General features: G+C 71.5%; 13 protein-coding genes. 7 read left to right on the top strand and 6 right to left on the bottom strand.

Annotation, left to right across the window (positions count from 1 at the left end; all coding sequences use genetic code 11):
• Positions 1–13 precede the first annotated feature (13 nt).
• Positions 14–793 (top strand): maleylpyruvate isomerase family mycothiol-dependent enzyme, encoded by a 780-nt coding sequence (locus QMC84_RS01330; protein ID WP_300370962.1) that lies wholly within the window; start codon positions 14–16, stop codon positions 791–793.
• A gap of 88 nt (positions 794–881) precedes the next feature.
• On the opposite strand, the gene QMC84_RS01325 is transcribed toward QMC84_RS01330, so the two are convergent.
• Genes QMC84_RS01325 through QMC84_RS01310 form a run of 4 tightly spaced genes read right to left on the bottom strand, consistent with a single transcriptional unit; the run spans position 882 to position 4,485 of the window.
• Positions 882–1,202, bottom strand: coding sequence for a helix-turn-helix transcriptional regulator (locus tag QMC84_RS01325; RefSeq protein ID WP_300370959.1), 321 nt, complete (start codon positions 1,200–1,202; stop codon positions 882–884).
• Between the two features lie 17 nt (positions 1,203–1,219).
• Positions 1,220–2,386, bottom strand: a complete 1,167-nt coding sequence (locus QMC84_RS01320) for a thiolase domain-containing protein (protein ID WP_300370956.1) — start codon at positions 2,384–2,386, stop codon at positions 1,220–1,222.
• The gene (locus QMC84_RS01315; RefSeq protein ID WP_300370953.1) at positions 2,386–3,453 is read right to left on the bottom strand and encodes a thiolase domain-containing protein; all 1,068 of its coding nucleotides are present in this window, start codon (positions 3,451–3,453) and stop codon (positions 2,386–2,388) included. Before QMC84_RS01315 ends, QMC84_RS01320 begins: the two co-directional genes overlap by 1 nt.
• Positions 3,454–3,477: 24 nt before the next feature.
• Positions 3,478–4,485, bottom strand: coding sequence for an OB-fold nucleic acid binding domain-containing protein (locus tag QMC84_RS01310; RefSeq protein WP_300370950.1), 1,008 nt, complete (start codon positions 4,483–4,485; stop codon positions 3,478–3,480).
• A 94-nt stretch (positions 4,486–4,579) separates the two neighbouring features.
• On the opposite strand from QMC84_RS01310, the gene QMC84_RS01305 reads away from it, so the two are divergent.
• From QMC84_RS01305 to fadD8, 3 genes are all read left to right on the top strand, one after another.
• A complete protein-coding gene (locus tag QMC84_RS01305) occupies positions 4,580–5,638 on the top strand; it encodes an LLM class F420-dependent oxidoreductase (protein WP_300370947.1) in 1,059 nt (352 codons plus the stop codon).
• Between the two features lie 126 nt (positions 5,639–5,764).
• Positions 5,765–6,526: an endonuclease/exonuclease/phosphatase family protein gene (locus QMC84_RS01300; protein ID WP_300370944.1), complete on the top strand. Its 762-nt coding sequence runs from the start codon at positions 5,765–5,767 to the stop codon at positions 6,524–6,526.
• 47 nt (positions 6,527–6,573) lie between these two features.
• Positions 6,574–8,193, top strand: a complete 1,620-nt coding sequence (gene fadD8, locus QMC84_RS01295) for a fatty-acid--CoA ligase FadD8 (protein ID WP_300370941.1) — start codon at positions 6,574–6,576, stop codon at positions 8,191–8,193.
• Between the two features lie 90 nt (positions 8,194–8,283).
• Here the strand turns inward: fadD8 and QMC84_RS01290 are convergent, their stop codons facing one another.
• Positions 8,284–9,126 (bottom strand): phosphatase PAP2 family protein, encoded by an 843-nt coding sequence (locus QMC84_RS01290; RefSeq protein WP_300370938.1) that lies wholly within the window; start codon positions 9,124–9,126, stop codon positions 8,284–8,286.
• Between the two features lie 63 nt (positions 9,127–9,189).
• Complete coding sequence (locus QMC84_RS01285) at positions 9,190–9,990, bottom strand: crotonase/enoyl-CoA hydratase family protein (protein WP_300370936.1); 801 nt, start codon at positions 9,988–9,990, stop codon at positions 9,190–9,192.
• Between the two features lie 45 nt (positions 9,991–10,035).
• Between QMC84_RS01285 and QMC84_RS01280 the strand changes: the two genes are divergently transcribed.
• The 3 genes from QMC84_RS01280 (at position 10,036) to QMC84_RS01270 (ending at position 13,195) form a co-directional block, all read left to right on the top strand.
• The gene (locus tag QMC84_RS01280; protein WP_300370933.1) at positions 10,036–11,688 is read left to right on the top strand and encodes an acyl-CoA synthetase; all 1,653 of its coding nucleotides are present in this window, start codon (positions 10,036–10,038) and stop codon (positions 11,686–11,688) included.
• 40 nt (positions 11,689–11,728) lie between these two features.
• Positions 11,729–12,832 (top strand): nitronate monooxygenase family protein, encoded by a 1,104-nt coding sequence (locus tag QMC84_RS01275; protein WP_300370929.1) that lies wholly within the window; start codon positions 11,729–11,731, stop codon positions 12,830–12,832.
• Positions 12,833–13,012: 180 nt separating this feature from the next.
• Positions 13,013–13,195 carry a hypothetical protein gene (locus QMC84_RS01270; RefSeq protein ID WP_300370926.1) on the top strand — a complete coding sequence of 61 codons (183 nt, stop codon included), beginning with the start codon at positions 13,013–13,015 and terminating at the stop codon, positions 13,193–13,195.
• Positions 13,196–13,244: the final 49 nt, after the last annotated feature.

The following is a 13,244-nucleotide window of genomic DNA, read 5'->3' as shown; positions in this document are numbered from 1 at the left end:
GGTTGGCGCAGGCATGAGCGAACTCGCGGACCGCACCATCGTCGCCCTCCGAGCCGAGCACGACTCACTGACGACGCTGCTCCCGAACCTCACCGACGAGCAGCTGGCGGGCCCCAGCGGCGCGTCGGAGTGGACGATCGCGCAGGTGCTCTCGCACCTGGGCAGCGGCGCTGAGATCGGCCGTCTGCCGATCGCCCGCGCGTTGGGCGAGTCGGTGCCGGACGAGGACAACGAGTCGATCTGGGCGCGGTGGGACGCCGCCGGCCCCGTCGACCAGGCCGCGGGGTTCGTCCGCCACGGCCAGGCCTACCTGGACACGATCGAGTCGCTCACCCCGGAGCAGCGCGAGTCCCTGATCGTCGACCTCGGATTCCTGCCCGAGCCGGTGCCGCTGGTCGTCGCGCTCGGCATGCGCCTCAACGAGGTCTCCGCCCACGCCTGGGACGTCCGGGTGGGCCTCGACCCGGCCGCGGGAGTCAACCCGGACTCCGCGACCCTCGTCCTGGAGCTGCTCGCCGGGCCGGTCTCGTTCCTGCTCGGCTTCGCCGCCAGGGCCGACGAGCTGGCCGAGCCGGCCCGGGTCTCGATCCCGGGAGGCGGTGCGATCGAGATCGCCGACGAGGTCGCCCTGAGGACGGGGCTCGCGGACCCCACCGCGACCTTCGACGGCCCGCAGGAGGCCGTGGTCCGGCTGCTGAGCGGACGCCTGAAGCCGGAGCACACGCCCGAGGAGGTCCAGGTCACCGGGAACGTGACGCTGGACGACCTGCGGAAGGTCTTCCCCGGGTACTGATCCCGTCTCGACACGCGGGTCGCGACCTCGCCAGCTCAGTCGCGCCGCTCGCTCGACCACCATCAGCGGGTCCGCTGGCGCGTCCCCGCTAGCCCGCCAGGCAGACCGGGCCGCTGATCCGGCTCAGGCGCCGACTGACCCGCGAGGTCAGGTCGACCAGACGCAGGCCGAGGGCCCCGGCGACGGCGCCGAGCACCTCCGAGCTCGGCTCCTTGCGGCCGCGCTCGACCTCGGAGAGGTACTGCGTGGACACGCCGGCTCGTCCGGCGACGTCGGCCAGGGTGCGTCCCGTCGTACGCCGCTCCTCGCGCAGCTCGTGCCCCACCGCCTCGCGCCACAGCGGCTCCGGCTCGGGCCGGGGGACGGGGGAGCGTTGCGGGGGGACCGGGAATGCGAGGACGTCACCCATGCAGCGACTGTAGCCCGTCAGTTGGAGGGCTTCTCGGACCCGACGACCCACATCGCGAAGAACTGCGACCCGCCGCCGTAGGCGTGGCCGAGGGCCCGCCGAGCGCCGTCGACCTGGTGCTCCCCGGCGGCCCCGCGCACCTGGAGCGCGGCCTCGCCGAAGCGGAGCATGCCGGAGGCGCCGATCGGGTTGGACGAGAGCACCCCGCCCGAGCAGTTGACCGGGAGCCTCCCGTCCATCGCGGTCGCGCCGGACTCGGTGAGCCGCCAGCCGCCGCCGTTCGCCTCGGCGAAGCCGAGCGACTCCAGCCACATCGGCTCGAACCAGGAGAACGGCACGTAGATCTCGGCCGCGTCGATCTCCTCGATCGGGTTGGTGATGCCGGCCTGCTTCCAGAGGACTGCGGCCGCGTCGCGCGACGCCTGCGGGTTCACCTGGTCGCGCTCGGCGGCGGTGGTCGCCTCCGATCGCATCACGGTGCCGTGGATCCACGCAGGGTTGGGCGACGCGGCGGCGGTGTCCTCGTCCACGATCACCAGGGCGCACGCGCCGTCGGAGGACGGGCAGGTCTCGTCGTAGCGGATCGGGTCCCACAGCATCTGCGAGGCGAGCACCGACTCGACCGTGGTGTCCGGGTTCTTCAGGTGGGCGTAGGGGTTCTTGAGCGCGTTCTGCCGGTCCTTCGCGGCCACGATCGCGCCGACGTGGGTGGGCGCCTCGGACCGGCGGATGTAGGAGCGCACGTGGGGGGCGAAGTAGCCGCCCGCGCCGGCGTGCACCGGCATGTTGAACGGCAGCGGCACCGACAGCGCCCACATCGCGTTCGACTCCGACTGCTTCTCGAAGGCGACGGTCAGGACCCGCTTGTGCACGCCGGCCTGGACGAGGGAGGAGGCGACGATGGCGGTCGAGCCGCCGACCGATCCCGCGGTGTGCACGCGCAGGAGCGGCTTGCCGGCCGCGCCGAGCGCGTCGGCCAGGAACAGCTCGGGCATCATCACGCCCTCGAACAGGTCGGGTGCCTTGCCGACGACGATCGCGTCGATCTCGTCGAGGGTCAGGTTCGCGTCGAGCAGGGCGCGGTCGATCGCCTCGCGGCACAGGCCTGCCATCGAGACGTCCTCGCGCTTGGCGCGGTGGTGGGTCTGGCCCACCCCGACCACGGCTGCGGGCTGCTTGGCCATCAGTTGCTTGCCCCTTCAGTAGTCGAGCCCAGGACGCAGACCAGGTTCTGCTGCAGGGCCGGGCCGGACGTCGCGTGCGCGACGGCCCTGCCGACCTCGCCGGACCAGATCCGGGAGGCCGCCTCCCCGATCCGGATGCCGCCGCCCGAGAACATCGGGTTGCCGGTCAGGGCGCCGCCCGACGGGTTGACGCGGACGTCGTCGGCCAGGCCCAGCTCGCGGCGCAGGATCAGCTCCTGGTGGCTGAACGGCGCGTGCAGCTCGGCGAGCTCGACGCCGTCGAGGTCGACCGCCGCGGCCGCGCGGGCCGCCGATGGCGCGCGGGTCAGGTCGCGGGTGCCGATGCTGATCGGGTCGATGTTGTGCGCCAGTCCCTCGATCCAGGCGGGCCGGTCGCGCACCTCGCGCGCCTGGTCACCGGCCGCGAGCACGATCGCCGCCGCGCCGTCGGTGACGGGGGAGCAGTCGTGCTTGCGCAGCGGGTCGGCGTACACGGGTCGGGACAGCAGCTCCTCGACCGACGAGCCGCCCTTGCGGATCGCGTACTCGTTCTTCTCGGCGTCGGTCAGCGAGCGGTTGGCCACCTCGGCCATCGCCCGCTCGTCCCAGACCCCGGCGTCGATCCCGGCGCGCGCCTGCAGGCCCGCGAGCGAGACGGTGTCCGGCCAGAGCGGGGTCATCGTGTACGGGTCGAGCTGGAGCGCGAGACTGCGCCGCAGCACGCTGGCCGACGCCTTGCCGAACGCGTAGACCAGCGCGGTGTCGACCTCGCCGGTCTGGATCTTGAGCCACGCCTCGTACATGGCCCAGGCCAGGTCCATCTCCACGTGCGACTCGTTGACCGGCGGGATCACGCCGATCGCGTCGACCGCGGACACGAACGAGAACGACCGCCCGGCCAGGTAGTCCGAGGAGCCCGAGCACCAGAACCCGATGTCCCGTCGGGTCCAGCCGGTCTGCTCGTAGCACTCCGCGAACAGCGGGACCAGCAGCTCCACACAGGTCGGCGACCCGTCGAACACTTCCATCTGTCGCTGGGCGAAGCCCACGACCGCAACGTCTCTCATCTCACTCGCCCTTCGGTCGTCGCGTCAGAGGTGGTGCCGGTAGGACTCGTAGTCGGCGTCCGGCTCGCCGGTCGGCTCGAAGTGGTCGATGTTCTCCAGCGAGTACTGCCACTCCTCCTCCGGCTTCCAGACCGCCTCGACCCGCATGCCCATCCGGACCTCCGAGGCCTCGACACCCAGGATCAGGTGGAGCACCGCGATGTCGGCGCCGTCCAGGAGCACGTACGCCGACACGTAGGGCGGGGTGATCTTCTGGCCCAGGAACGGCACGTTGACGATGCAGAACGTCGTGATCGTGCCGGTCTGCGAGACCTCGACCTCCTCGGCGGTCGGTGTGCCGTCGGACGGGCACGCGCTGCGCGGCGGGACGTAGACCTTCTGGCAGCTCGGGCAGCGCTGGCCGAGGATCCGGCCCTCGTTGAGGCCGCGGTAGAAGGCGCTCTCCTCGGGGCTGGCGGCGTAGAGGTAGTCGAGAGACACGGGAGTGACGACGCCGCTCACGTCGGTGGGTCTCGACCGCTCCGTCGCAGCCTCGTTCCTCGGCTGCGGTCGCGCTCGATCTGGCCCGGGGTCGTCGGACTCGACTCCATCGAGCCCGACGACGGGCTCGAAGCACGCGATGTCGGTGATCGCGCCGACCCGCTCGTCCGCCCAGCGCACCCGCACCCGCATCCCGGTGGAGACCTGGTCGGGGGCGGTGACGTCGAGCGCGTGCAGCAGCGGGGCGTCCGCGCCGTCCAGCGTCACCAGCGCGAACGCGAAGGGCCGGTCGAACGGCTGGTCCTTGACCGGCTCCGGGACCCACGTCCAGGACGTGACCGTGCCGGTCGGCGCGACCTCGACGAACTCGTCGATCGCCGCGTGCGTCACCGGGTCGAACTCCGGTGGTGGCACCACGACCCGGCCCTCGGACGTGCGGCCGCCGAGGACCTTGCCGTCGCGCAGCCCGGTGAGGAAGCGCCCGAGCACCGGTCCGGTCGAGCGGGTGTAGTCGAACGCTACGGTGACCGGTGCTGACAGTGTTCGTGCCATGGTCTGAAACTAGAACACGTTCTACACTTCGACAAGCTCAGTGACCGCCATGTGAAGCTCGATCAACGAAATCTGACCCTGAGGAGACCGATCGATGAAGCTGGGACTGCAGCTCGGCTACTGGGGAGCGCAGCCCCCGCAGGGCGTCGGCGAGCTGGTCGCCGCGGCCGAGGAGGCCGGGTTCGACGCGGTGTTCACGGCCGAGGCGTGGGGGAGCGACGCGTTCACCCCGCTCGCCTGGTGGGGTCGCGAGACGTCGCGGATCCGGCTGGGGACCTCGATCGTGCAGATGTCGGGCCGGACGCCGACCTCGATCGCGATGCACGCGCTCACCCTGGACCACCTCTCCGGCGGCCGGGTGGTGCTCGGCATGGGCGTCAGCGGCCCGCAGGTCGTCGAGGGCTGGTACGGCCAGCCGTTCGCCAAGCCCCTCGCGCGCACCCGCGAGGTGGTCGGCATCATCCGCCAGGTGCTCGCCCGCGAGGCGCCGGTGACGAGCGACGGCCCGCACTACCCGCTGCCGTACGCCGGCGAGGGCTCGGTCGGGCTCGGCAAGCCGCTCAAGCCGATCGTGCACCCGCTGCGGGCCGACGTCCCGATCTGGCTGGGCGCCGAGGGGCCCAAGAACGTCGCGCAGACCGCGGAGATCGCCGACGGCTGGATCCCGATCTTCTACACGCCGAAGTCCGCCGGGATGTACCGGCCCTGGCTCGACGAGGGGTTCGCCCGGCCCGGCGCGCGGCACTCTGCTCCGTGGCAGGGCGGCTCCGACTTCGAGATCGCCGCGACCTGCCACCTCCAGGTGGTCTCCGGCGCCGACGAGAAGCAGGCCGTGCTCGACGCGATGCGGCCGTTCGTCTCGCTCTACATGGGCGGGATGGGCGCGAAGGAGGCCAACTTCCACAACCAGGTGTTCGTCCGGATGGGCTACGAGGACCTCGCCGCGGAGGTCCAGACGCTGTACCTCGCGGGGGAGAAGGAGCGCGCCACCGCGCTGATCCCCGACGAGCTCGTCGACGACATGCACATCATCGGCACGGCGGGCGAGGTCCGCGAGAAGGTCGCCCAGTGGGAGGAGACCGGCGTGACGACGCTGATGCTCAGCCTCGGCTCGCCGGCGGAGGTGCGCTCGGTCGCCGAGCTGCTCGCCTGAGCCTGACCCGGACCGGTTGTGAGCGGGAGCACCCGCTCGCCGGATTCAGGTCTCGCCCGGACCTGCCGATGCTGGAGGAGTCTCGGGCGCGACGACGCGCCGCTTCCTCCCGTCCGGAAGGTTCCCGTGCCTCGCCTGTCCCGTCGCGCGCCGCTGTGGGTCGCGCTCCTCACGCTGGTCCCCGTCCTCCTGGCCACCGCCTCGGTCGTACCGACCTCCGCCAGCCCCCAGCGGGCCGAGAGCGCCGCGTTCACGTTCGGCACCCACAACAGCCACCGGGGCCACGGGCGCTTCACGGGCTTCGCCGACATCATCTGCTGGCAGGAGGTCGCGCTGCCGCAGTCGAAGGAGAAGCTCCTGAGGAGCCTGCGCGACTACGACCACTACATCGAGCCCGGCGTCGCCGGCCAGGTCCCGACGTCCTGGCGCGCGGCCCGGTTCAGCCTGGTCGACGCCGACACGGTCCAGGCCGCGCCGCGAGTGAAGTCCTACTCGCCGCCGCGCTTCATCTCCCGCACCGTGCTGCGCGACAGCCGGACCGGGCGTCTGGTCGCGATCTACAACACCCACCTGGTCCAGGGCGCCTGGAACGGCCGGCGCAAGCCGTTCAAGCAGATGCGGCAGCGCAACTGGCGCGAACACGCCCGGGTGCTGCGCCGAGAGCTGCGACGGGCGGACCGCGACATCCCGGTCCTCGCGTGCGGCGACTTCAACCGGGTGCGCTACCTCGACCTGCCCGGCCTCGACCCGATCAGGAGGCAGGGCGGACGCACCGGCCTCGACCACCTCTACCGCGACACCCGGGGCGTGCGCGCCCGCCGGGCCCACAGCGAGGGGAACGCCGGGTCCGACCACCCGCGCCTGGTGACCAGGATCCGGCTCCGGTAGCCGGTCCGGCCGTTGCCCGGAACTGGAACACGTTCTACTCTCGCCTCATGACGGACGACCTGCGACTCGGGACCCACAACGGCCACCTCATGGTCTCCGCGCTCAAGCGGCACCGGACCAAGCCCGTGATGCACCTCGGCGAGACCACCATCACCGGGGGCCAGGCCGCGGAGCGGATGAGCCAGTACGTGCAGGCCTACGAGTCGCTCGGCGCCGGCCGGGGGACCGCGGGCGCCCTGCTCGCGCTCAACCGACCAGAGGTGCTGTTCATCCTCGGGGCCGGGCAGACCCAGGGCTACCGGCGTACGTCGCTCCACCCGCTCGGGTCCCTGGACGACCACGCCTACGTCATCAACGACGCCGAGATCACCACGATCACGATCGACCCGGTCCCGATGTTCGTCGAGCGCACGCTCGGGCTGCTCGAGCGCTGCCCCAAGCTGGAGAAGGTCCTCACGATCGGCCCGGTGCCCGAGGAGCTCGGCCACGTCGGCTACGACCTCAACGCGGCGGCCGCGTCGTTCGACCCGGCGCCGCTCGAGGCGGTGACCCTCGCGCCCGACCACATCGTCTCGATCACCTACACCGGCGGCACCACCGGCAAGCCCAAGGGCGTGATCGGGACCTCGCGGCAGATGCACACGATGACTCAGATCCAGATGGCCGAGTGGGAGTGGCCGGAGGCGCCGCGGTTCTTGATGTGCACGCCGCTCTCGCACGCCGGCGCGGCGTTCTTCGTGCCGACCGTGCTCAAGGGTGGCTGTCTCTACGTGCTTGCGAAGTTCGACCCGGCCGAGGTGCTGCGCACGATCGAGGAGCAGCGGATCACCGCGACGATGCTGGTGCCGTCGATGCTCTACGCGCTGATGGACCACCCGGACAGCCGGACCCGCGACCTGTCCTCGCTGGAGACCGTGTACTACGGCGCATCGGCGATCAACCCGGTCCGGCTCCAGGAGGCCATCGGCCGCTTCGGCCCGATCTTCGCGCAGTACTACGGCCAGTCCGAGGCACCGATGGCGATCACATACCTGCCCAAGGGAGACCACGCGGAGGCACTGGAGGAGGGCGGCGACCAGCGCCGGCTCGCCTCGTGCGGTCGGCCCTCGGCGTTCATCCGGACCGCGCTGCTCGACGAGGACGGCCGCCCGGTCCCGGTCGGCGAGCCCGGCGAGATCTGCGTGGCGGGCCCCCTGGTGGCCGGCGGCTACTGGAACCTGCCCGACGAGACCGGGGAGACCTTCCGCGGCGGCTGGATGCACACCGGCGATGTGGCTCGTGAGGACGAGGACGGCTTCTGGTACATCGTCGACCGCACCAAGGACATGATCGTCACCGGCGGCTTCAACGTGTTCCCGCGCGAGGTCGAGGACGTCGTCGCCGCCCACCCCGCGGTCGCCCAGGTCGGGGTCATCGGCACCCCGCACGAGAAGTTCGGCGAGGCCGTCACGGCGATCGTCGTGCTGCGCTCCGACGCGCCGCGCGACGAGGAGGCGATCAGCCGGATGACCGCGGAGATCAAGGAGATGGTCAAGGAGCGGAAGGGCTCCGTGCAGGCGCCCAAGCAGGTGGTCGTCGCCGACTCGCTCCCGCTGACCGGGCTGGGCAAGCCGGACAAGAAGGCGCTGCGGGCGCAGTACTGGACGGGCGACCGCGCGGTCGGCTGACCGCCGCGGCATCTCGCACCGGCCGCTCGCCGTGCCCGTACGACCCCGAGGTCGGACAGATGGCGCCGATGCTGCGCGACATCCGCCCGGTCAGCGCTCCTCGGCGTACGCCGGCGCGGAGACGACCTCGATCGCGGGCGGCACGCCCCGGTGCCGGGCGAGCAGGGACCGGACCCCGGTGTCCAGGGCGAGGCCGCCCCACAGGAGCAGGACCGCGACGATGCCGTCGAGCCACCAGTGGTTGGCGGTCGCCGCGACCACGAGCGTGGTGAGGACGACGTGCAGCAGGAACAGCCAACGCCACCGGCTGGTGCTCGCCGCCACGATGCCGAACGAGACGACGGCCGCCCAGGCGACGTGGATCGAGGGCATCGCGGCGAACTGGTCGGACACGCCGGTGGCCACGTCCGAGCCGTAGACCGAGACGCCGTAGTGGTGGGACAGGTCCTGGTAGCCGAGGTCGGGGAAGAAGCGCGGCGGGGCGACCCGGACGAATCGGATCACCAGGCAGCCCGCGGTGACGAGCACGAGCCCGTTGCGCCAGTGCGGGTAGCGGTCCCGGTGCCGGAAGAACAGCCAGACCAGGAACGCGATCAGCGCCGGCACGTGGAGGGTGGCGTAGTAGACGGTGGTGGGCTCGCCCAGCCAGTCGTGACGGAGCACGAACTGCTGCAGCGACAGCTCGGTCGGCAGGTGCAGCCAGTACTCCGCGGCCACGATGTCGCGGGCCCGGTCCATCGCGCCGGAGTCGGTCGCCAGCGGCAGCATCCGGGCCAGCCGCCACACCGCGTAGAGGGTGGAGACCAGCGCGAACTCGGCAGCGACGGGCTCCAGGAAGCGCGTCGGCTCAGAGCGGATCCGGCGCAGCGTCCACCACAGCGCGACGCTGAGGACGGCGGCCAGAGCGGCCTGATCCCAGGTCGGCCACGGCACCCGTCCAGTCTGCCAGCGGCCCGCGAGCGGCGCCGGAGAACCCCCGGCTCGGTGAACGGAGGCTCAGCGGCCCCGGAACTCCGGGGGCCGCTTCTCGGCGAAGGCCCGGGGACCCTCCTTGGCGTCGTCGGAGGCGAAGACCGCCATGCCGACGGCGGCGTCGTCGGCCCAGCAGTCCTCCTCGTGCCGGCCCTCCGAGGCGCGGGCGGTCCGCAGGATCGCCTGCACCGCGAGCGGGCCGTTGGCGCAGACCAGGTCGGCGACCTCATGGGCCTTCGCGAGCGCCTCGCCGTCGGGGACGACGTACCCGATCAGCCCGACCTCCTTGGCCTCCGGCGCCTTGATGTGCCGGCCGGTGAGCAACAGGTCCATCGCGACGGTGTACGGGATCTGTCGCCGCAGGCGGACCGCGGAGCCGCCCATCGGGTAGAGGCTCCACCTGGCCTCGGAGATGCCGAAGCGAGCCGACTCCCCGGCGATGCGGATGTCGGTGCCCTGGAGGATCTCGGTGCCCCCCGCGATCGCGGGGCCCTCGACCGCGGCGATCAGCGGCTTGGTGAGCCGGAAGCCCTTGAGCAGCCCCTTGATCACCGAGGGGTCGAAGCCGGACTCGAAGCTCTCGCTCGGCGGCCGCTGGGTCGCGGCCTTGAGGTCCATGCCGGCGCAGAAGTAGCCCCCGGCCCCGGTGAGGATGCAGGCCCGGATCGCGTCGTCCTGGTTGACCCGGTCCCAGGCCTCCTCCATGATCGCGAGCATCTCCCCGGAGAGGGCGTTGCGGGTCTCGGGCCGGTTCATCGTGACGACCAGCTTGTGGCCGTCCTGCTCGACGAGGCAGTGGGGTGCGTCCGGTCCCGGGGAGGTCATGGCGGGAGCCTAGCCAAAAACGAGAACGTGTTCTAGTCTCGCGTCGTGGCTCACAACATCGCTGACCTCTTCGAACACGCCGTCGATGCCGCACCCGACAACCGCGCCCTCAAGGTCGGTGATCGGGTCGTGACCTACGCCGAGCTGGAGGCCGACGCCAACCGCCTCGCGCACTTCCTGCAGGCCCAGGGGGTCGGGGTCGGGGACCACGTGGCGATCTACGCCAAGAACAGCATCGAGCACGTCGTGGCGGTGCTCGCGGTCGCCAAGATCCGCGCCGTCAGCATCAACGTGAACTACCGCTACGTCGAGGCCGAGCTCGACTACCTCTTCGACAACGCGGACGTGGTCGCGGTGATCCACGAGCGCACCTACGCGTCGCTGGTCGCCGCGTGCCTCCCGAAGCACGAGAAGCTGCGCCTGGCCGTGGCGGTGCGTGACGCCATCGAGCCGGACGACGACTCCGACGTCTCGTCGTACGGCGGGGTCCTGTGGGAGGACGCCCTGGCCGGCCGCAGCGCCGAGCGCGACTTCGGCGAGCGCAGCCCCGACGACATCCACATCATCTACACCGGCGGGACGACCGGCTTCCCGAAGGGCGTGATGTGGCGCCACGAGGACTTCTGGCGGGTGCTCGGCGGCGGCATCGACTTCTACACCGGCGCGCCGCTGGAGGAGTACGACCAGTCCACGCAGGCCAACGACCCCCGGATGGTCACCTTCCCGCTGAGCCCGCTGATGCACGGCGGCGCCCAGGCCGGCCTGCTCATGCACCTGTTCGCCGGGCACCTGACGATCCTGGAGCCCAAGTTCGATCCGGTGCGGACCTGGCAGATCATCGACGAGAACCAGGTCCAGCTGATCTTCATGACCGGCGACGCCATGGCCCGGCCCCTGATCGAGGCCTACGAGGCCGGCGGCTTCGACGGATCCAGCCTGTTCGCGATCTCCAGCAGCGCCGCGATCTTCAGCCCGCCGGTGAAGAAGCGCTGGATGGACGCCTTCCCCAACGCCGTGTTCACCGACTCCATCGGGGCCTCGGAGACCGGCTTCCAGGGGATGGGCATGCAGGAGAAGGACAACATCAGTCCGGACGGCCCGGTCGTCGGGCTCGGTCCGCACAGCGTGGTCATCGACGAGGACAACCGGGTCCTCGACGTCGCCACCGACATCGGCAAGGTCGGCCGGCTCGGCCGCGGCGGCAGCGTCCCGGTCGGCTACTACAAGGACCCCACGAAGTCGGCCGCCACCTTCCTCACCATCGACGGCGAGCGCTACTCCGTGCCCGGCGACTTCGCGCGGATCGAGGAGGGCGGCCGGGTCACCCTGCTGGGCCGTGGCTCCAACTGCGTGAACACCGGTGGCGAGAAGGTCTACCCCGAAGAGGTCGAGATGGCCGTCAAGGGACACCCGTCGGTGTACGACGTCCTCGTCGTCGGGATCCCCGACGAGCGGTACGGCCAGGCCGTGGCCGCGGTCGTCGAGCTGCGCGAGGGGGCCTCTCTCGAGCTGGACGACCTGCGCAGCTACCTGCGCACCCACCTGTCGGGCTACAAGCTGCCCCGCGCCCTCACCGTCGTCGACCGGATCCCGCGCAACGCCACCGGCAAGGCGCAGTACCCGAAGGCCAAGGAGCTGGCCCTGGCCGGCTTCGCCGCCAAGGCGCCGACGGTCGACCCGACCTCCGTCGGACCCTGACCCGACGCCAGCCGATCCGTCCTCGGGAGAGAGAGTCCTCATGCGCACCCCGATCTGCGACACGTTCGGGATCGACCACCCGATCTTCGCCTTCACCCCCTCCGAGCACGTCGCCGCCGCGGTCTCGCGTGCCGGGGGCCTGGGAGTGCTCGGCTGTGTCCGCTTCAACGACACCGACGAGCTCGAGCGCACGCTGAGCTGGCTCGACGACAACACCGATGGCAAGCCGTACGGCGTCGACATCGTGATGCCGATGAAGATCCCGACCGAGGGCAGCTCGGTGGACCTCAAGTCGATGATCCCCGAGGAGCACGTGAGCTTCGTCGAGCGCACGCTGCAGCGGCTCGGCGTCCCCCCGCTCCCGGAGGGCGAGGGCCGTGACGGGGTGCTCGGCTGGCTGCACTCGGTCGCCCGGTCGCACCTCGACGTCGCCCTGAACCACCGGCCGGTGCTGATCGCCAACGCGCTCGGGTCGCCCCCGGTCGACGTGATCGAGAAGTGCCACGAGCACGGCATCCTGGTCGCCGCGCTCGCCGGGGCCGCGAAGCACGCGCGCTCGCACGTCGCCAACGGCGTCGACATCATCGTCGCCCAGGGCTACGAGGCCGGCGGGCACACCGGTGAGGTCGCGAGCATGGTGCTGCAGCCCGACATCGTGGACGCCGTGGGCCCCGACGTGCCGGTGCTCGGCGCCGGCGGGATCGGCTCGGGACGCCAGGTCGCGGCGTCCCTGGCGCTGGGCTCGCAGGGCGTGTGGACCGGCTCGATCTGGCTGGGCACCGAGGAGTACCAGAACCTCCAGTCCAACGCGGGCTGGACCCAGGCGTTCACCCGCGCGACGTCCTCCGACACCGTCCGCACCCGCATCTACACCGGCAAGCCGGCGCGGCTGCTCAAGACGAGGTGGACCGAGGCCTGGGCCGAGCAGGACGCGCCCGAGCCGCTGCCGATGCCGCTGCAGAACCTCCTGGTCGCCGACGCCCACAACCGGATCAACGCCTCCGGCGACCCCGACGTCATCTCGATGCCGATCGGCCAGATCGTCGGCCGGATGAACGAGGTGCGCCCGGTCGCCGAGGTGATGGCCGACCTGGTCGCCGAGTTCGAGGAGACCGTCGCCCGCCTCGAGTCGATCCGCACGTAGCGCGATCGGCCTTCGGCCAGGATCAGCACCACGGCCGGCCCGGGCCGGACCTGAGCGGTCCATCGGCAAAATCATGCCGCGCCTGCCACGGCCGTGACCGGTGGCGTGGCACCATGGGGTCTAGGGGGAGGGGTCCAGGGGAACCGCACCACCGCCATCACCAGGTCTGGGGGGACCGAGATGCGCGACGTACTTCACGGCATCGCGACCGCACTCGTCATCGCGATCGCAGCACTCTGCACCATCGTGCAGGTCTCCGACGTCCAGGACGGCGTCGACCGGCTGCGCCACGACGACAGTGCCGTGCAGCAGGTCGGCTACGACCACGTCGGGCAGCGGGTCGGGCAGCACCCCGGGAGGTAGCGGGCCCACCGGCACCCGCGGCGCGGACCTTCGCCCCTGATCGCGCCCG

Origin of the sequence: Nocardioides sp., from assembly GCF_030019515.1 — a bacterium.
Lineage (GTDB): Bacteria > Actinomycetota > Actinomycetes > Propionibacteriales > Nocardioidaceae > Nocardioides.
This window is presented reverse-complemented; position numbering and strand designations above follow the sequence as displayed.

Coding starts and splice junctions, on each gene's coding strand:
- QMC84_RS01330 (WP_300370962.1), top strand. CDS start 14: ATGAGCGAACTCGCGGACCGCACCATCGTCGCCCTCCGAGCCGAGCAC.
- QMC84_RS01325 (WP_300370959.1), bottom strand. CDS start 1,202: ATGGGTGACGTCCTCGCATTCCCGGTCCCCCCGCAACGCTCCCCCGTC.
- QMC84_RS01320 (WP_300370956.1), bottom strand. CDS start 2,386: ATGGCCAAGCAGCCCGCAGCCGTGGTCGGGGTGGGCCAGACCCACCAC.
- QMC84_RS01315 (WP_300370953.1), bottom strand. CDS start 3,453: ATGAGAGACGTTGCGGTCGTGGGCTTCGCCCAGCGACAGATGGAAGTG.
- QMC84_RS01310 (WP_300370950.1), bottom strand. CDS start 4,485: ATGGCACGAACACTGTCAGCACCGGTCACCGTAGCGTTCGACTACACC.
- QMC84_RS01305 (WP_300370947.1), top strand. CDS start 4,580: ATGAAGCTGGGACTGCAGCTCGGCTACTGGGGAGCGCAGCCCCCGCAG.
- fadD8 (WP_300370941.1), top strand. CDS start 6,574: ATGACGGACGACCTGCGACTCGGGACCCACAACGGCCACCTCATGGTC.
- QMC84_RS01285 (WP_300370936.1), bottom strand. CDS start 9,990: ATGACCTCCCCGGGACCGGACGCACCCCACTGCCTCGTCGAGCAGGAC.
- QMC84_RS01275 (WP_300370929.1), top strand. CDS start 11,729: ATGCGCACCCCGATCTGCGACACGTTCGGGATCGACCACCCGATCTTC.
- QMC84_RS01270 (WP_300370926.1), top strand. CDS start 13,013: ATGCGCGACGTACTTCACGGCATCGCGACCGCACTCGTCATCGCGATC.